Annotated in this window: 18 protein-coding genes and 1 riboswitch; of the genes, 9 read left to right on the forward strand and 9 right to left on the reverse strand. The window is 72.0% G+C overall.

What is annotated here, in order from left to right; genetic code table 11:
• Nucleotides 1-29: 29 nt before the first annotated feature.
• Nucleotides 30-86: a trp operon leader peptide gene (locus AB0L56_RS22445; RefSeq protein WP_078493144.1), complete on the reverse strand. Its 57-nt coding sequence runs from the start codon at nucleotides 84-86 to the stop codon at nucleotides 30-32.
• A gap of 96 nt (nucleotides 87-182) precedes the next feature.
• Between AB0L56_RS22445 and AB0L56_RS22450 the strand changes: the two genes are divergently transcribed.
• Nucleotides 183-1,535, forward strand: coding sequence for a class II 3-deoxy-7-phosphoheptulonate synthase (locus tag AB0L56_RS22450; protein WP_361036579.1), 1,353 nt, complete (start codon nucleotides 183-185; stop codon nucleotides 1,533-1,535).
• A gap of 165 nt (nucleotides 1,536-1,700) precedes the next feature.
• Nucleotides 1,701-1,928: a (2Fe-2S)-binding protein gene (locus AB0L56_RS22455; protein ID WP_361036581.1), complete on the forward strand. Its 228-nt coding sequence runs from the start codon at nucleotides 1,701-1,703 to the stop codon at nucleotides 1,926-1,928.
• 20 nt (nucleotides 1,929-1,948) lie between these two features.
• Here AB0L56_RS22455 and bfr read toward each other — a convergent pair whose 3' ends face one another.
• Entirely contained in the window at nucleotides 1,949-2,455 is a 507-nt protein-coding gene (gene bfr, locus AB0L56_RS22460; protein ID WP_361036583.1) for a bacterioferritin, read from the reverse strand.
• Between the two features lie 184 nt (nucleotides 2,456-2,639).
• On the opposite strand from bfr, the gene AB0L56_RS22465 reads away from it, so the two are divergent.
• On the forward strand, nucleotides 2,640-3,296 hold the full coding sequence (locus tag AB0L56_RS22465; protein ID WP_361036585.1) for a sulfite oxidase-like oxidoreductase: 657 nt from the start codon (nucleotides 2,640-2,642) through the stop codon (nucleotides 3,294-3,296).
• A gap of 3 nt (nucleotides 3,297-3,299) precedes the next feature.
• Here AB0L56_RS22465 and AB0L56_RS22470 read toward each other — a convergent pair whose 3' ends face one another.
• The 5 genes from AB0L56_RS22470 to thiO all read right to left on the reverse strand — a co-directional run bounded on the left by AB0L56_RS22470 (nucleotide 3,300) and on the right by thiO (nucleotide 8,627).
• Nucleotides 3,300-4,178, reverse strand: coding sequence for a deoxyribonuclease IV (locus AB0L56_RS22470; RefSeq protein WP_365425675.1), 879 nt, complete (start codon nucleotides 4,176-4,178; stop codon nucleotides 3,300-3,302).
• A gap of 50 nt (nucleotides 4,179-4,228) precedes the next feature.
• On the reverse strand, nucleotides 4,229-6,163 hold the full coding sequence (pknB, locus tag AB0L56_RS22475; protein WP_361036589.1) for a Stk1 family PASTA domain-containing Ser/Thr kinase: 1,935 nt from the start codon (nucleotides 6,161-6,163) through the stop codon (nucleotides 4,229-4,231).
• Nucleotides 6,164-6,466: 303 nt separating this feature from the next.
• A complete protein-coding gene (locus tag AB0L56_RS22480; protein WP_365425678.1) occupies nucleotides 6,467-7,261 on the reverse strand; it encodes a thiazole synthase in 795 nt (264 codons plus the stop codon).
• Between the two features lie 2 nt (nucleotides 7,262-7,263).
• A complete protein-coding gene (gene thiS, locus AB0L56_RS22485; RefSeq protein WP_361029807.1) occupies nucleotides 7,264-7,464 on the reverse strand; it encodes a sulfur carrier protein ThiS in 201 nt (66 codons plus the stop codon).
• A complete protein-coding gene (gene thiO, locus AB0L56_RS22490; protein WP_365425680.1) occupies nucleotides 7,461-8,627 on the reverse strand; it encodes a glycine oxidase ThiO in 1,167 nt (388 codons plus the stop codon). Before thiO ends, thiS begins: the two co-directional genes overlap by 4 nt.
• Nucleotides 8,625-8,736: riboswitch (TPP riboswitch) on the reverse strand. Its footprint overlaps the gene before it by 3 nt.
• A gap of 50 nt (nucleotides 8,737-8,786) precedes the next feature.
• Between thiO and AB0L56_RS22495 the strand changes: the two genes are divergently transcribed.
• The 6 genes from AB0L56_RS22495 to AB0L56_RS22520 all read left to right on the forward strand — a co-directional run bounded on the left by AB0L56_RS22495 (nucleotide 8,787) and on the right by AB0L56_RS22520 (nucleotide 14,385).
• Nucleotides 8,787-9,146 (forward strand): hypothetical protein, encoded by a 360-nt coding sequence (locus AB0L56_RS22495; RefSeq protein WP_365425682.1) that lies wholly within the window; start codon nucleotides 8,787-8,789, stop codon nucleotides 9,144-9,146.
• A gap of 9 nt (nucleotides 9,147-9,155) precedes the next feature.
• Nucleotides 9,156-10,397, forward strand: a complete 1,242-nt coding sequence (locus AB0L56_RS22500; protein WP_365425684.1) for an FAD-dependent oxidoreductase — start codon at nucleotides 9,156-9,158, stop codon at nucleotides 10,395-10,397.
• 677 nt (nucleotides 10,398-11,074) lie between these two features.
• The gene (locus AB0L56_RS22505; protein ID WP_361029818.1) at nucleotides 11,075-11,440 is read left to right on the forward strand and encodes an Rv2175c family DNA-binding protein; all 366 of its coding nucleotides are present in this window, start codon (nucleotides 11,075-11,077) and stop codon (nucleotides 11,438-11,440) included.
• 239 nt (nucleotides 11,441-11,679) lie between these two features.
• On the forward strand, nucleotides 11,680-12,342 hold the full coding sequence (thiE, locus tag AB0L56_RS22510) for a thiamine phosphate synthase (RefSeq protein WP_361029821.1): 663 nt from the start codon (nucleotides 11,680-11,682) through the stop codon (nucleotides 12,340-12,342).
• Nucleotides 12,343-12,463: 121 nt separating this feature from the next.
• The gene (metF, locus tag AB0L56_RS22515) at nucleotides 12,464-13,387 is read left to right on the forward strand and encodes a methylenetetrahydrofolate reductase [NAD(P)H] (protein ID WP_365425687.1); all 924 of its coding nucleotides are present in this window, start codon (nucleotides 12,464-12,466) and stop codon (nucleotides 13,385-13,387) included.
• 56 nt (nucleotides 13,388-13,443) lie between these two features.
• Nucleotides 13,444-14,385, forward strand: coding sequence for a hypothetical protein (locus tag AB0L56_RS22520; protein ID WP_365425689.1), 942 nt, complete (start codon nucleotides 13,444-13,446; stop codon nucleotides 14,383-14,385).
• A gap of 7 nt (nucleotides 14,386-14,392) precedes the next feature.
• On the opposite strand, the gene AB0L56_RS22525 is transcribed toward AB0L56_RS22520, so the two are convergent.
• Nucleotides 14,393-15,889, reverse strand: a complete 1,497-nt coding sequence (locus AB0L56_RS22525) for an NAD(P)/FAD-dependent oxidoreductase (protein WP_365425691.1) — start codon at nucleotides 15,887-15,889, stop codon at nucleotides 14,393-14,395.
• Between the two features lie 421 nt (nucleotides 15,890-16,310).
• The gene (locus tag AB0L56_RS22530; protein ID WP_365425693.1) at nucleotides 16,311-16,940 is read right to left on the reverse strand and encodes a TetR/AcrR family transcriptional regulator; all 630 of its coding nucleotides are present in this window, start codon (nucleotides 16,938-16,940) and stop codon (nucleotides 16,311-16,313) included.
• Nucleotides 16,941-16,960: the final 20 nt, after the last annotated feature.

A 16,960-nucleotide genomic window follows, 5' to 3' on the forward strand; every position in this document is an offset into this window, starting at 1 on the left:
GCCTTCGCGAAGTCGGTACGTACGCGCAGTCAGTGGGCCGCCGGATGAGCGGTCCACCACCAGGTGCGGGTCGAGTGCGCGAACATGGCCCTGACCCTAGCGCATCTCAGAGCCGTGCGGCTCTTGTCTCATTTGTTGAGCGCCGGGATGGACGACCGATCCGACACCGTAATGTGGGGTCCGTGACCGTGAACGCTAAGACCAGCGCGAGCGCTGGCAACACCTGGCGAGACCTGCCCGCGGCGCAGCAGCCTGAGTACCCCGACGCCGAGGCTCTGCGCGCAGTGATGGCGGACCTCGAGTCGTATCCGCCGCTCGTCTTCGCGGGCGAGTGCGACCAGCTGCGCGCCCGGATGGCGGCCGTCGCCAAGGGAGAGGCGTTCCTCCTCCAGGGCGGCGACTGCGCCGAATCGTTCGACGCGGTGTCCGCCGAGCACATCCGGGCGAAGCTCAAGACGCTGCTCCAGATGGGTGCCGTCCTCACCTACGCCGCCTCCGTGCCGGTCGTGAAGGTCGGGCGGATCGCCGGCCAGTACTCCAAGCCGCGCTCCAAGCCCACCGAGACCCGCGACGGTGTGACGCTGCCCACCTACCGGGGCGACTCCGTCAACGGGTTCGAGTTCACCGAGGAGGCCCGGGTCCCGGACCCCGAGCGGCTGAAGCGGATGTACCACGCGTCGGCGTCCACGCTGAACCTGGTGCGCGCCTTCACCACCGGCGGTTACGCCGACCTGCGCCAGGTGCACGCCTGGAACCAGGACTTCGTGAAGTCCTCCCCGTCCGGCCAGCGTTACGAGCAGCTGGCCCGGGAGATCGACCAGGCGCTGAACTTCATGCAGGCCTGCGGCGTCGAGCCGGAGGAGTTCAAGACCGTCGAGTTCTTCTCCTCGCACGAGGCGCTGCTGCTCGACTACGAGTCCGCGCTCACCCGCGTCGACTCGCGCACCGGACAGCTGTACGACGTCTCCGCGCACATGGTGTGGATCGGTGAGCGCACCCGGCAACTGGACCACGCGCACATCGAGTTCGCGTCCCGGATCCGCAACCCCATCGGCATCAAGCTCGGCCCGAGCACGACGGCCGAGGAGGCGCTGCAGTACATCGAGCGCCTCGACCCCGAGCGTGAGCCCGGCCGGCTGACCTTCATCGTCCGGATGGGCGCGGACAAGATCCGCGACACTCTGCCCGAGCTGGTCGAGAAGGTCACCGCGTCCGGTGCCACCGTGGCCTGGGTGACCGACCCGATGCACGGCAACACCTTCGAGGCGGCCTCCGGCCACAAGACCCGCCGCTTCGACGACGTGCTCGACGAGGTGAAGGGTTTCTTCGAGGTCCACAAGGAGCTCGGCACCCACCCGGGCGGCATCCATGTGGAGCTCACCGGCGACGACGTCACCGAGTGCGTGGGCGGCGGCGACGAGATCTTCGTCGACGATCTGCACCAGCGCTACGAGACGGCCTGCGACCCGCGGCTCAACCGCAGCCAGTCGCTTGACCTGGCGTTCCTGGTCGCGGAGATGTACCGCGACCAGTAGGGGAACCGGCCGCTGACACGGCGTACGGGGGTGGGGCGTGTATCACAGAGGATGCCGCTCCACCCCCCTTTTTTGTGCTCCGGGGCGACGGGTAAGGTTAGGTTTGCCTCACCGATCAAGGGGTCGGTACGGCTCGGCCCAGCACTTCGTCGGGAGGTGACCCGCGTGTTCGTCTGCAGTTGCTTCGGCGTGACCGAGGAACAGGTGAAGGAGCACGCGGAGGCCGGAGCGTGCACGCCCCGGCAGATCGCCTCCGCCTGCAAGGCCGGCACCGACTGCGGCGGCTGCGTACGACGCATCCAGGCACTGCTCGGCCGCGGCTCCTGCCCTCGCCGGCAACTGATCGACCAGGGCGAGCCGCCGCTCACCACCGAGCTCCCGGAAGCCGCCTGAGCGTCCCGGGGGACCGTCCGCTAGTGCGACGTACCCGGGCCTGAGGCGTCGGGCTGGGACTGCTCGATGACCGTCGACAGATAGAGCGCCTCGCCCATCTTCTCGATCAGCTCCAGCTGGGTGTCCAGATAGTCGATGTGGTGCTCCTCGTCGGCCAGGATCGCCTCGAAGACGTTGGCCGACGTGATGTCACCCTTGCTGCGCATGACCGGCACCCCGCGGCGCAGCCGGTCGATCGCCTCCAGCTCGATCTCCCGGTCGGCCTGGAACATCTCGGTGACGGTCTGCCCGACCCGGACGTGGAACAGCCGCTGGTAGTTCGGCAGGCCGTCCAGGAGCAGGATGCGCTCGGTGAGCAGCTCCGCGTGCCGCATCTCGTCGAAGGACTCGGCGCGCGTGTACTCGGCGAGTTTCGTCCAGCCCTTGTGATCCTGCAGCTTCGAGTGCAGGAAGTACTGGTTGATCGCCGTGAGCTCGGCGGTCAGCTGCTCGTTGAGGAATTCGATGACCTCGGGGTCGCCCTGCATCGCATGGGCTCCTTCCGCGCGGGGAACTGGCAGGTTGCGCCGCATGATGGCACCGGCGAGGAAAATCGTCCAGTAAGTCTTGACTTAGTAAGTAAGTGCATACTTGGTTACTTCTTGTGCCTGATTGCCCGATTCTTCCCGGCCCGGTTCAGGGGCATCGCCCCCGGTCTGTCAGGATGGAGACATGGGTCAGCCGGCGGAACGCGAATCGGGGGAGCGCGCATCAGAAGGAGCGGCGCGGCTCGAGCTCCCGCCGGGGCAGCGACTGCAAAAGGGCTGGCCGGTCACGCACTACGGGCCGGTTCCCAAGTTCCGGCCAGAGCGGTGGGAGTTCCGGGTTTTCGGCGCCACCGCCGACGGTGAGAAGCACCGCTGGAGCCACGAGGAGTTCACGGCCCTGCCGTACGCCACCGTCGTGGCCGATCTGCACTGCGTCACCAAGTTCAGCATGGTCGGAGCCGAGTGGGGCGGAATCCCCGCGCGCACCGTCGTCGACCTCGCCCCGCCCGCGCCCGGCGTCACCCATGTGATGGTGTGGGCGGAGTACGGCTTCAGCTCCAACCTCCGGCTCGCCGACTTCATGTCCTCGCGTGCCCTCTTCGCCACCCACAAGGACGGCGAGCTGCTGACCGCCGAGCACGGCTTTCCGCTGCGGCTGATCGTCCCCCATCTGTACGCCTGGAAGGGCCCCAAATGGGTGCGCGGCGTGGAGTACATGACCGCCGATCGGCGGGGCTTCTGGGAGGAGCGCGGCTACCACAACGTCGGCGACCCCTGGAAGGAACAGCGCTACTCCTATCAGGAGGAACCCGGCGAAGGCCCCGAGCTCGGACCGCCGTAGGTCTCAGCCGTCCCGGAGCTTCTTCAGCCGCTCCACGTCCGCCGCGTGTCCCTCCTTGCCGCCGGGCGTCTCGATGACCAGCGGTACGCCCTCGGTCGCCGGATGCGTCATCAGCGCCCGGAACGGGTCCTCACCAATGTGTCCGGCGCCGATATTCGCGTGACGGTCCTTGTGGGCGCCCACCACATCCATGGAGTCATTGGCGTGGATCAGCTTCAACCGCCCCTCGCCGACGGTCTCCACCAGCAGATCCAGCGTCTGGTGCATCCCGACCGGCCCGGTCAGATCGTGCCCGGCCGCGAAGACATGGCAGGTGTCCAGGCAGACCCCCAGCTTCGGATGCGCGTCCAGCGCCTCGAAGTACGGCCCGAAGTCCCAGGTCCGTGAGCACAGCGAGGCGCCCTGGCCCGCGGTCGACTCCAGCAGCAGGAACGGGTCGTCGTCATGGGTCAGCTCCTCGAGCAGCGGCAGCATCCGCTCCCGCACCTGCTTGAGCGCCACCGACCGCTCACGGCCGCCGGTCGCACTGCCCGTGTGGACCACCACGCCGAGCGCGCCGATCTCCCGCCCCCGCCGCAGCGAGTGCCGCAGCGACTCCACGGACCGCTCCACGGTCGCCTCGGTGTGGGAACCGAAGTTGATCAGATAGGGGGCGTGCACATACGCCGGGATCGACTCGGCGGCGCAGGCCGCGCGGAACGCCTCGTCCTGTTTGGGGTTGCCGGCCGGGGTGGCCCAGCCGCGCGGATTGGCGACGAAGACCTGCACGGTCTCGGCGCCCAGTTCACGGGCGTAGGACAGGCCGACGGAATGCAGGCCGCCCGCCACGGGCACATGGCTGCCGATCGGGTTGCGGACGGGGCCGGACGGGTGATTCTTCACGCGCCAAGGTTGCCATGCGCGAGCGCGTCCCCGGACGGGGCCCCCTCCCGTCAGCGGATCTCGATGGTGATCGTCGAGCCCTTGGGCGCGGTGTCGCCGCCGTCCACGGACTGCCCCTTCACGGTGTCGCCGAACAGGCCGAGCAGTCCGCGATCCTCGTCCACCTGGAAGCCGGCGCCCTCCAGCTTCTCCTTGGCCTCGTCCACGCTGTCGCCGACGACGTCCGGCACCTCGACCATTTCGGGGCCCTTGGACAGCGTCAGCGTCACGGTGTCGCCCTCGGCGGCCCGGCTGCCGGAGCCCGGGTTCTGCCGGGCCACCTCGCCCGCGTCGTGCTCGGAGGTGACCCGCTCGGCGGCGATCTTCACCTTCAGGCCGGCCTTCTCCAGTTCGGCACGCGCGTCCTCCGGGTCGTCGCCGGTCACATCGGGCACGTCCACGGGGCTGCCCTTGCTCACGGTCAGCGCCACCGCCGACCCCGCCCGGACCTTGGTGCCCTTGCCCGGCTCCGTGGAGATCACCGAACCGGCGGGCACGGTCTCGCTGAACTCACGGGTCGCCATGCCCGGCTCCAGGCCCTCGTCCTTCAGCAGCGACCGTGCCTTGTCCTGCGGATAGCCGTCCAGGTCCGGCACCCGCACGGTCTGCGGGCCTTTCGAGATCGTCAGCGACACCGAGTCGTTGCTGCGGATGCGGGCGCCGGCCTTCGGGTCGGTGCCGACCACCTTGCCCCGCTCCACCGTGTCGCTGTACGTCTCCTTCACCTCGCCGACGTCCAGCCCGGCGTCCGCCAGCCGGTCCCGGGCCTCCTTCTCCGTCTTCGCCAGCAGCGGCGGGACCTTGGTGAACTGGCCGGAGTTGATGTACCACACGCCCGCCCCGAGCCCGAGCGCCAGCAGCACGGCCACGACGATCGCCATCGGGCCGCGCCGCAGCGCCGTACGCCGCCGGGGCGGCAGCGGCGGCGGTGATTGCAACCGGCTGGTCTGGTGCACCGGGTCCGCGCCCTCGTCCTCGTTGACGGGCAGCGGGCGGGGCACCGTCAGCGCGCGCGGGATGACGCTCGTACGGTCGTCCGCGTTGTCGTGGTCGTCGCTCCCCGACGTCAGCGCCTGGGGCGGCACCGCGTCGAGCTGCTCGTCGCCGAGCCGGCCGCGCGCGTCGCGGACCTGCGCGAGCAGCGCCACCGCGTCGTGCGGACGCACCTCGGGATTGCGCGCGGTCGCCGAGGCGACCAGTTCGTCCAGCTCGTACGCCATACCCGGCACGGCGGCCGAGGGCGGCGGCACGTCGTCGTGGAGATGCTTGTAGAGCACGATCGCGGGGGAGTCGCCGTCGTGCGGCTTCTCGCCGGTCAGCATCTCGTGGAGCAGGATCCCGCAGGCGTAGACGTCCACGCGGGGGTCGGCGGTGCCGTGCTCGATCTGCTCCGGGGCCAGGTACGCAACCGTGCCCAGCACGGTGCCCGTGGTGTTCGTCACCGAGTCCACCGCCCGCACCAGCCCGAAGTCGGCGACCTTGACCCGGCCGTCGTCCCCGATCAGCACGTTCTCGGGCTTCATGTCCCGGTGCACGAACCCGGCCCGGTGCGCGGCACCGAGCGCGGCCAGCACCGGCTCCAGGATGTCCAGCGCGGCCCGGGGCTGCAGCGCCCCGCGCTCGCGAAGCACGTCGCGCAGGGTGCAGCCGGCGATGTACTCCATCGCCAGATAGACGTACGCGCCGTCGGTGCCCTGGTCGAAGACCTGCACCACGTTCGGGTGGGCCAGGCGCGCCACCGACTTCGCCTCGCGGATGAACCGCTCGACGAAGGAGGCGTCGGCGGCGAGGGAGGGGTGCATCACCTTGAGCGCGAGGATCCGGTCGAGGCGGGTGTCCACGGCCCGGTAGACCGTGGCCATCCCGCCGACCGCGATCCGCGCCTCGACGCGATACCGGCCGTCGAGCACCTGCCCGACCAGAGGGTCCTGAAGGGTCGTATCCACGCAGCGAGTCTACGAGCCACCACAGACATCCCCGCCCAGCTGATCCCCTCTTGAAGCGGACCTGTGACGTGCGTCGCCCTTACGCAACTGCGGACAGTCGCACGCCGACGCAGCCGCGGGCAGTCGCATGCCGCCGTAGCTGCGGGCAGTCGCATGCCGCCGTAGCTGCGGGCAGTCGTGCCTCCCCCAGTGCCTTAAAGGCCTGGGAGGTACCCCCGGGGCGGCACGGGTGGGCGCAGCGGCACCCTGTCAGCGCCGGCAAGCGCACCCACCCCCGCCGACCCCCAGCAAGCGGCGCGGTGCCTAGAACGCCGGCCGCTCCGGATCCAGCGCAGCCAAGCCCTCCGCAGGAGAAGACGCCGTGGCGAACCACCGCCGAGGAATCCGCCCCGCCACCCGCGCCAGCCGCCCCGCCTCCACCGCCCCCCGCATCGCAGCCGCCATCACCACCGGCTCCCGCGCCCGCGTCACCGCCGACGCCAGCATCACCCCCGCACACCCCAGCTCCATCGCCAGCGCCACATCGGACGCCGTCCCCGCCCCCGCATCAAGAATCACCGGCACCCCCGCCCGCTCCACGATCAGCTCGAAGTTGTGCGGATTACGAATCCCCAGCCCGGACCCAATCGGCGACCCCAACGGCATCACCGCCGCGCACCCCACGTCCTCCAGCTTCCGCGCCAGCACAGGATCGTCGTTCGTGTACGGCAGCACCGTGAACCCGTCGTCGACCAGCGTCTCCGCCGCGTCCAGCAGCTCCACCGGGTCCGGCAGCAGGGTCCGCTCGTCCGCTATCACCTCCAGCTTCACCAGGTCCGTGCCCAGCGCCTCCCGCGCGAGCCGTGCCGTCAGCACCGCCTCCCCGGCCGTGAAGCACCCCGCCGTGTTGGGCAGCACCCGGATCCCGAGCCTCTCCAGCACCGACAGCACGGACCCCTGCACCGAGGGGTCCACCCGCCGCATCGCGACGGTCGTCAGCTCCGTACCGGACGCCACCAGCGCCCGCTCCAGCACGTCCAGGCTGGGCGCCCCTCCCGTACCCATGATCAGACGGGACGTGAAGGACGTACCGCCGAGGACGAACGGATCGTCGGCCATGGTCAGCCTCCTTGGACGGCGGTGAGGACCTCCACCCTGTCCCCCTCCGCCAGGGGGGTGGTGGGCCACTGCGCGCGCGGGACGACGGTTTCGTTGAGTGCGGCGGCCACACCCGAGGGCGCCGCGGTGAGCGTGGTGACGACGGTGTCGAGGGCCGTGCCGGGCTCGATCTGCCGACGCTCCCCGTTGACGGAGATGTTCATGCGGGCTGCTCCGTGAGGACGGCGGCGCCAAAGCGCCGGGCGGTGAAGGGACGAGCCACCTCTGGCAGTTCACCGGTGGTCAGGACGTCCGCCATGGCGTCGCCGGTGACCGGTGTCAGCAGCACTCCGTTGCGGTAGTGGCCGGTTGCCAGCAGCAGCCCCTCGAGTTCCGTCGGGCCGAGCAGCGGCGCGTTGTCGGGGGACCCGGGGCGCAGCCCGGCCCGGGTTTCGGCGAGCGGCAGTTCGGTGATCCCGGGAACCAGCTCATGGGCGTCGCGCAGCAACGCGTACACGCCGCCCGCGGTCACCGTGGTGTCCCAGCCGAGTTCCTCGCTCGTAGCGCCGATCACCAGCTCGCCGTTCTCGCGCGGCACGAGGTAGACATGGCTGCCGCGCACCACGGCCCGCACGGTCCGGCTCAGGAAGGGACCGTGGCGCTCGGGCATCGTCAGCCGCACCACCTGCCCCTTCACGGGGCGCACGGGCGGCAGCACGTCCTCCGGGACGCCCGCGAGCCGTCCGCTGAGGCTGCCGGCGGCGAGTACCACCTGGCCGGCGCCCAGCTCGGCGCCGTCGGCGGTGACGACCCCCGTCGCGCGGCCGCCCGTGACGAGGAGCCGCTCGGCCCACGTCCGGCGGATGGTCACGCCGGCCCGCTCACAGGCGGTGACGAGGGCGGCCGCCAGCCGGCGCGGATCGATCTGGTGGTCGCCGTCCACCCGCAGCCCGCCGCGTACCCCCGGCGCGAGCATCGGCTCCAGGCGCCTGCACTCGCGCCCGGACAGCCACTGGGCGTCCAGGCCCGAGCGCTGCTGCAGCGCGTGCAGTTCCCGCAGGTGGGCGCGGTCGTCGGCATCCAGGGCCACCGCGAGGGTGCCGCACCTGCGATAGCCGAGGTCGTGGCCGGTGAGCTCGGTCAGCTCGGCCGCGAAGGCGGGATAGCGCCGCGCGGAGGCGAGGTTCAGGCCGAGCAGGGTCTCCTCGCCGTAGTGCAGCTCCGTGACGGCGGCCAGCATCCCGGCGGCCACCCGGGCGGCGCCGCCGCCCGGCTCGGGGTCCACCACGGTGGTGGCGAGACCGCGCTGCGCCGCCCGCCAGGCCGTGACCAGTCCGATGACTCCGCCCCCGACGACGAGGACCTCTGAGGTACGCGTGGGCGACATGGGCGTCCAGCCCCTCCCTTCGCCGGCATGACCCGGATCAGGTTCGTACGGTCGGAGGCCGCCAGCCTCCCTCTCAGCCCGGTGCGTCCGGGCTCCCGCGAGTGCTTTACGTTGGCCACCCTAGCCCTCGGCACAGCGCACTTGTAAGGGAGCCTCCGCGTGGCACCATCGCTCGACGGACTCGTCCTCGCCCCCGTGGCCGACCAGGCTCCGGGCCAGGTCGGCACCCGTACCCGGTTCGTCTACCACGAGCGGGACGGCGAGATCTGGGCCGACTACGTGGGCGGCGACGTCGTCCGCGGGCATCTGGTCGGCACCCGCGCGGGGGACCGGCTCGACTTCCGTTACGTACAGCTCAAGCGGGACGGCACGACGTCCTCGGGGCACTGTGTGTCGACGGTCGTGGAGCTGTCCGACGGGCGGGTGCGGCTGGAGGAGAGCTGGGAGTGGGAGTCGCAGCCGGGTAGCGGGACGAGCGTGGTGGAGGAGCTCGGCCGATCCGAAGCGGATGGTGTCTAAGGTGACCGGGTGAGCGAGCAGACACAGGAACCGGGACGTTCCCAGCCGCGGCGTGTCGTGGTGGCGGGCGCGGGCATGGCCGGTGTACGGACCGCGGCCGCCCTCCGGGAGCAGGGCTTCACCGGCACCGTGACCCTGATCGGCGCGGAGCCCCACCAGCCCTACGACCGGCCGCCGTTGTCGAAGGCGGTCCTGCTCGGCACGGCCGAGAGCTCGGCCTTCGACGTCGACTTCGAGGAACTCGGCATCGAACTGCGCCTCGGCTGCGAGGTGCTGGGCCTGCGACCCGATGACCACGAGCTGGACACGGAGGCCGGGGCCGTCCCCTACGACGTCCTGGTGATCGCCACCGGCGCGGAACCGGTCCGGCTGCCGGGCACGGAGGGCGTCCCCGGCGTGCATCTGCTGCGCACCCTGGACGACGCCGAACGCCTGCGGCCGGTGCTCGCGCGGCAGCACGACATCGTGGTGGTCGGCGCCGGCTGGATCGGCGCGGAGTTCGCCACGGCGGCCCGCGAGGCGGGCTGCGCGGTCACCGTCGTGGAGGCCGGGGGACGACCGCTGGCCGAGGCGCTGCCCGCCGAGGTGGCCGCCCCCATGACCGCCTGGTACGCCGAGGCGGGCGTCACCCTGCGCACGCACGCGCGCGTGGCGCGTGTCGGGCACGGTGAGGTCGTCCTGGACGACGGGACGCGGCTGCCCGCGGGTGCCGTGGTCGTCGGCATCGGGGCCCGGCCCGCCACGGCTTGGCTGGCGGGCTCCGGGGTCGAGCTCGGCACGCAGGGCGAGGTCGTGGCCGACCGCGGTCTGATGACCTCTGTGCCGGATGTGTACGCGGTCGGCGACTGCGCGTCCTTCCCGTCCGGCCGCTACGGCGAGCGCCTGCTGGTCCCCCACTGGGACAACGCCCTGCAGGGGCCCCGTACGGTCGCCGCGAACATCCTCGGCGTGCCCGCCGGCCGGGCCCCGGCGGTGTACGACCCGGTGCCGTACTTCTGGTCCGAGCAGTTCGGGCGCTTCGTCCAGTACGCGGGACACCACGCGGACGCCGAGCTGACCGTATGGCGCGGCGACCCGTCCGGGCCGGCGTGGAGCGTCTGCTGGCTGCGCGGGTCCCGCCTGGTCGCGCTACTCGCGGTGGGACGGCCCCGCGACCTGGCCCAGGGACGCCGACTCATCGAGGCAGGCACCGCCATGGACCCGGACCTGCTGGCCGACCCTGGCCGGCCGCTGAAGTCGGCGGCGGGGTGAACCGGTGGGGCGCGCGTGGCGGGGCCGATGCGTCCGTCTGGGTGGCGGGGGGCTGACTTTCGACGGGACCGGTGCAGGGGCGGCGGCTGATCGATTCGGGCAGTGCCATGGATCCGGACGTGCTTGCCGAGCCTGGCCGGTCCCTGGAGTCGGCGGCGGCGTGAGCCTGTGGGTGCGCGTCGGCTCTTCGAGGCGGGCACCGGCATGGATCCGGCCCTGCTCGCCGACCCTGGCCGGCCGCTGAGGTCGGCGGCGGCGTGAGCCTGTGGGTGCGCGTGGCGGGGCTGATGCGTCCGTCTGGGTGGCGGGGGGCTGACTTTCTACGGGACCGGTGCAGGGGCGTCGGCTGATCGAGGCGGGCAGTGCCATGGATCCGGACGTGCTTGCCGACCCCGGTCGGCCCTTGAGGTCGGCGGCGGCGTGAGCCTGTGGGTGCGCGTGGCGGGGCTGATGCGTCCGTCTGGGTGGCGGGGGGCTGACTTTCGACGGGACCGGCGCAGGGGCGTCGGCTCATGGGGGCGGGCGCCGGCATGGATCCGGACGTGCTTGCCGACCCCGGTCGGCCCTTGAGGTCGGCGGCGGCGTGATGCCGTGGGCGCGCGTCGCGGGGGCGACGCGTCCGCCCAGGTGGCGGGGGCTGACTTCCGACTGTCAGTGGCAGGTGGCAGGCTTGTCCCGTGACCGAGATTGACGCAAAGATCGATGCTCTCGTCCCCGCCTGGCTCACTCTCCCCGAGATCGCCGAACAGTTCGGCGTCGAGGTGACGCGCGTCCGGCAGCTGGTCAAGGAGGGCCAGCTCATCGCCGTACGCCGGGGTGAGAACCGCGCGCTGCACGTGCCCGCCGCCTTCATCGACGGGGACAAGGTGGTCAAGGGCCTGACCGGCACCCTGACGCTCCTGCGGGACGACGGCTTCACGGTCGAAGAGATGCTGGAGTGGCTCTTCACCCCCGACCCGACCCTGCCGGGCACGCCCGCGCAGGCACTCGGCGAGAACCGCGGTACGGAGGTGAAGCGCCGGGCCCAGGCGCTCGCGGTCTGACCCGCACCCGACAGATCCCGACCGACAGACGACCGGACAGCAGCCCCGTCGGCCGGGGCACGTGACCCCGGCCGACGGGCATCCCTGCCCGCGCCGCGGGTGGGTGTGCCGCGGCCGGCCGGGGCGGCATAGGGTCCGTTGCGGTGTGCGCTCCCGGTCTGGTGGCGGGCGAGTGCGCCCCGATGACCACCGGGTCCCGCCCGGTCCTTGCCGCACCGACATCCCGGGGGGACACCCGCATGACCGACACCGTCCGAGACCGGCTCGCCGACGCCCGGGTCTACCTCTGCACCGACGCCCGCAAACGGCAGGGGGACCTCCCGGAGTTCCTGGACGCAGTCCTGGCCGGCGGGGTCGACATCGTGCAGTTGCGGGACAAGGGCATGGAGTCCGCTGAGGAACTGGAACATCTGGCGGTCCTCGCCGACGCCTGCGCCCGGCACGGCAAGCTACTCGCGGTCAACGACCGCGCGGACGTCGCCCACGCCGCCGGCGCCGACGTCCTCCATCTCGGCCAGGGCGACCTGCCCGTTCCCGCCGCGCGGGCCCTCCTCGGCCCGGACATCCTGATCGGCCGCTCGACCCACTCCGAATCCGAGGCCGCCGCGGCCGCCGTCCAGCCCGGCGTGGACTACTTCTGCACCGGCCCCTGCTGGCCCACCCCCACCAAGCCCGGCCGGCCCGCCCCCGGCCTCGGCCTGGTCCGGTACACCGCCGCCCTCGGCACCGACCGCCCCTGGTTCGCCATCGGCGGCATCGACCTCGGCAACCTCGACCAGGTGCTGGAGGCCGGAGCCCGCCGGGTCGTCGTGGTGCGCGCCCTCACCGAGGCGGACGACCCGGGCGCGGCCGCCGCCGCGTTCGCCAAGCGGCTGCGGGAGGCCGGCCCGGACGCGGAATGACGCGCCCCGCCGGACGTCCCACCGTCTCACGTTCGTCCACACTATGGACAGCAAGTCGGCAAATCAGACAAAACTCCCGCTTTTGGTTGGGGTACCGCCGCCCCCTGGCTAACCTGCCGGTATGGCCCTCGGAACCGCATCCACCAGGACTGATCGCGCCCGCACCGTGCGCGACATGCTCGCCGCCGGACAGACGACGTACTCGTTCGAGTTCTGGGCCCCCAAGACGGAGAAGGGTGAGCGCAACCTCTGGAACGCGCTCCGCAGGGTCGAGGCCGTCGCCCCCAGTTTCGTCTCCGTCACCTACGGCGCGGGCGGTTCCACCCGCGCCGGTACGGTCAAGGCGACCGAGCAGATCGCCGCCGACACCACCCTCACCCCGGTCGCCCACCTCACGGCCGTCGACCACTCCATCGCCGAGCTGCGCAACATCATCGGCCAGTACGCCGACGTCGGGATCCGCAACATGCTCGCCGTGCGCGGCGACCCGCCCGGCGACCCCATGGGCGACTGGGTGCCGCACCCGCAGGGCCTGACCTATGCCGCCGAACTCGTCCGGCTCATCAAGGAGTCGGGCGACTTCTGCGTCGGCGTCGCCGCGTTCCCGGAGATGCACCCGCGCTCGGCGGACTGGGACACCGACGTCGCCCACTTCGTCGACAAGTGCCGGGCCGGCGCCGACTACGCGATCACCCAGATGTTCTTCCAGCCCGAGTCGTATCTGCGGCTGCGTGACCGAGTCCACGCGGCGGGCTGCGAAACGCCCGTGATTCCCGAGGTCATGCCGGTGACCAGCGTGAAGATGCTGGAACGGTTGCCAAAGCTCAGTAATGCCTCCTTCCCCGACGCCCTCAAAGAGCGGATCCTCACAGCGAAGGACGATCCGGCGGCGGTACGCTCCATTGGTATCGACTTCGCCACGGAGTTCTGCGCGCGGTTGCTGGCCGAGGGAGTGCCGGGACTGCACTTCATCACGCTGAACAGCTCCACGGCGACGCTGGAAATCTACGAGAACCTGGGCCTGCACCACCCACCGCGGGCCTAGACCGGTCGCACGGATATACGACACACTGCGTAGCGACCACTGGGAGAGGGGCGTACATGGGCTGGACGGTCCTCTACATCGCGTTCGGCATCGTCGCGCTGTGGTTGCTCGGCGAGGTGCTGCTGCAGTACAAGGCACGCCTGCGCTGGCGGCTGCTCGCCTTCGCCGGCTTCCTCGGTGTCGTGCTCGGTGTGCTGATCCCCTCCGTGATCGTCATCGGTCTCGGCGCCGCGGCCTTCGCCGTCGGTCAGACCTATGTCACGCTGTCGTTCCGCCGCGGCTTCCAGGCGGGCTGGGCGGTCAACGCGCCGCGGCTGGCCGGCGCCAAGGGCCGCCGCGACGACCCCGAGCGCCAGGAACCCACCCTGGAGGTCTCGGACCTGGAGACCTCCCGCGGCGGCTACGGCGACGAGGGCGAGGGCCCGGGCCGCGCCCCCTACGGCCAGGACGACGACTACGAACGCGATGACGTGTTCGCCCCCGCCCGGCCGACGGCCGACGCGACCACGTCCGTCTACGAGCCACAGCCCATGCCCGACGACACCGGCTCCTACGGCGTCTACGGCAACTACGGCGACCAGGGCTATGCGGCCCCGTCCCAGGACCAGTACGCGGCGGCCGCCCAGGGCGCCGACCAGGCCTACGCCTACGACTATTCCGGCTACGGCCAGCAGCAGGGCTACGACACCACGGGCCAGCAGTACGCCGCCTACTCCGACCCGTACATCGGCAACACGACGTACGGCGGCGGCACGTCGTACGACACCGGGTACACCGACCAGCAGCAGTACGGCCAGCAGGGCTACAGCCAGGACCCGTACGCCACGGGCTACGGCGGCGAGACCCCCGGCGGCGGCCTGTGGGTCCCCCAGCAGCGCAGCACCGACGACCCGTACGGCGGTGAACTCCCGCCGGAGCAGCAGCAGTACCCGTACCAGGGCGACGGACAGACCCACGGCAACGGCGGCACCGGGTACGACGAGCAGTACCGTTTCTGACGGGCGCTCACTGCGACCCGCGGAACTCCGGCCCCTCCACGATCAGCCCGGCGACCAGCGCCCCCGACATCCCGGCGTGCGGCAGCCCGCCGCCCGGATGGGACCAGCCGCCGACCGTGAACAGCCCCGGCAGCCGGGTGCTGTTGGACGGCTGGAGCAGCCGCCCGCCCGCGGCGGCCAGCGCCGGCACCGGCACGGCACCGCCCTCCGCGCCCGTCTCCCCGGCGATGTCGTCCGGGGTGCGCACCGCGTGCCACAACAGCCGGTCGCGCAGACCCGGTATCGCCCGCCCGGCCGCGCTGATCAGCTTCTCGGCGTGGGCACCCACAGCGCCCCCGGCGCCCACCGGCACCACCGCCGTCACCGTCGCCACCTCGTGGCCGGCGTCCGGGACCAGTGCGGGATCGTCCGGCCTGAGGACCGTCACCGTGGGGTGCGCGGGCAGTCCGCCCGGCGCGCCGGCCAGCGCCTCCAGTTCCGCCTCGCGGTCCAGCGTGTGCACCACCGTGCGGTGCGGTGTGCCCTCCGGGCGCCCGCCGCGCAGCGCCAGCAGCACCGTCACCCGGCTCGCCGGCCCGCGCCGGCCGGGAACCTCGCCGTCACCGCGCACCCGCGTCCCCCGGGCCAGCCGGTCCAGCACCTCGGGAGCCACCCCGGCCACCACCAGGTCCGCCTCCGCCACCGTGCCGTCGGCGAGCTCCAGCCCCGCCGCCCTGCCGTCCTTCTCCAGCACCCCGGTGACCTCCGTGCCGAAGCGGAACTCCACCCGGCGGGCCAGACACCGCTCGTACACCGCCCGCGCCAACTTCCGCATGCCGCCCCGCACATACCAGGTGCCGAACGCGTGCTCCATGTAGGGCAGCACGGCCGCGCTCGCCGGGGTCGCGCGGGGATCGAGCCCCTGCGCGAGCGCGTAACTCTCCAGGAGGGCGGTCAGCCGGGGATCGCGCAGCTCCCACGCCCCCACCTCGGCCAGCGTGCTCGCCGTGCGCGTGCGCAGCAGCCTCTTGTGCGGGACCGCCGGATACGGCTCACGCTCGGCCAGCACCTGCCAGTTGGGCCACAGCGGCTCCTCCAGCAGCGGCCGGCGCGCACGGTCCCAGGCCTCCCGGGCCCGCACCAGGAAGTCGCCCCAGCGCCGGGCGGCGGCCGGGCCGAGGCTCTCCTCCAGAGCGGAGACGACGCCCGCGCGGGAGGCATTGGGCAGCGACACGCGCGTACCGTCCGCGAACACGTGGTGCGACGACGGATCCACCTGGACGAGCTCGACGCACGCCTCCAGCGGCTCCTTGCCCGTCTTCAGGAACAGATCGCGGTACACCGCTGGCAGCGGGAGCAGCCCCGGCCCGGTGTCGAAGGAGAACCCCTCCCGCGCCATCAGGCGCAGGGCGCCGCCGTATGTCTCCGTCCGCTCGTGCACCACCACCCGGTGGCCCGCGACGGCCAGCCGGGCGGCGGCCGCCATCGCGCCCATCCCGGCGCCGATCACCGCAATCCGTGCCATGTCAGGGACTTTATCCGCCGCCACTGACACTGCGTGCCCGAGTACCCGCGCCCCCGCCCGGGTGACCAGCCGGCGACAGGCCGGCGTGGGCGCGGGGGCACAGGAGTGAGTACCCGTACCTAATCGCCCAGTTGAGTACCCGCGCGGATGGGGGCCGGCCCCCGGGAACGACAGAGTGGAGACCACGGAGAGGGGCACGTCTCCGGAACCGGCGACACGGGGCGCCGGAACGGCGGCGGGCCCGCGATCCGCTCCTTCCGCCGGCGCCGTCGGCGGGAGCGAGGCACGGGGGAATCCGGGGGGACGACCGCAACGGGGGCCCACCGGGGGGACGTACGGGGGAGCAAGGAAGGCGCCGGTCCGGCCGGTGGTTCGCGGAGACGCGGCCACCGCGGGCCGGCGCTTTCGTGTGCCGAGCGGGTCAGGGGCGGCCGCTGACCCGCCCCTGCAGCAGCCGGGACAGCGCCGCGTGCACCTCGTCCAGCGACCGCTCCGGCTGGAAGGACTTCCAGTCCAGCGCGGCCACCAGCACCATGCCCACCAGCGCGGCGGCCGTCAGCGGGATGTCGATCTCCTCGCTGAACTCGCCGTTCGCCACGCCCTCGCGCAGTACCTCCTCGACCACTGCCACGGCCTGCTGGCGCACCACCATCAGCGTGGACTGCCAGGCCCGGTTGGTGCGCCACAGCTCGGCCACGTACAGCTGGGTGAAGGCCGGGTACCGGTCGATGAAGACCAGCCCCGCGCGGATCATCGCGTCCAGGGCGTCGACCCTGCTGCCGCCCCTGGCGGCCGTCGTCTCGGCCGCGTCCCGCAGCGAGGCGGTCAGCAGACCGACCCCGTGCCGCAGCAGCTCCTCGAAGAGGACCGACTTGCTCGCGAAGTTGTAGTAGACCGTGCCCTTCGCGACTCCCGCGCGTTCGGCGATCTCGTCCACGGTGGTGGCCGAGAAGCCCTGCTCGGCGATGAGGGTGACGGCCGCCTCGTAGAGCTTCTGCCGGGTGGCCTCGCGGCGGGCACTGCCGCCCGGCGTGGTGCTGCTGCTGTCCATGGCCCTGATTCTCACAGGAG

This window comes from Streptomyces sp. NPDC052079 (assembly GCF_040680275.1).
Lineage (GTDB): Bacteria > Actinomycetota > Actinomycetes > Streptomycetales > Streptomycetaceae > Streptomyces.

Bases quoted from the DNA above. Each gene is read 5' to 3' on its own strand.
- bfr (WP_361036583.1), bottom strand. From the start codon at position 2,455: ATGCAGGGCGACCCCGAGGTCATCGAATTCCTCAACGAGCAGCTGACC.
- AB0L56_RS22465 (WP_361036585.1), top strand. From the start codon at position 2,640: ATGGGTCAGCCGGCGGAACGCGAATCGGGGGAGCGCGCATCAGAAGGA.
- AB0L56_RS22480 (WP_365425678.1), bottom strand. From the start codon at position 7,261: ATGGCCGACGATCCGTTCGTCCTCGGCGGTACGTCCTTCACGTCCCGT.
- thiS (WP_361029807.1), bottom strand. From the start codon at position 7,464: ATGAACATCTCCGTCAACGGGGAGCGTCGGCAGATCGAGCCCGGCACG.
- thiO (WP_365425680.1), bottom strand. From the start codon at position 8,627: ATGTCGCCCACGCGTACCTCAGAGGTCCTCGTCGTCGGGGGCGGAGTC.
- thiE (WP_361029821.1), top strand. From the start codon at position 11,680: ATGACCGACACCGTCCGAGACCGGCTCGCCGACGCCCGGGTCTACCTC.
- metF (WP_365425687.1), top strand. From the start codon at position 12,464: ATGGCCCTCGGAACCGCATCCACCAGGACTGATCGCGCCCGCACCGTG.
- AB0L56_RS22520 (WP_365425689.1), top strand. From the start codon at position 13,444: ATGGGCTGGACGGTCCTCTACATCGCGTTCGGCATCGTCGCGCTGTGG.
- AB0L56_RS22525 (WP_365425691.1), bottom strand. From the start codon at position 15,889: ATGGCACGGATTGCGGTGATCGGCGCCGGGATGGGCGCGATGGCGGCC.
- AB0L56_RS22530 (WP_365425693.1), bottom strand. From the start codon at position 16,940: ATGGACAGCAGCAGCACCACGCCGGGCGGCAGTGCCCGCCGCGAGGCC.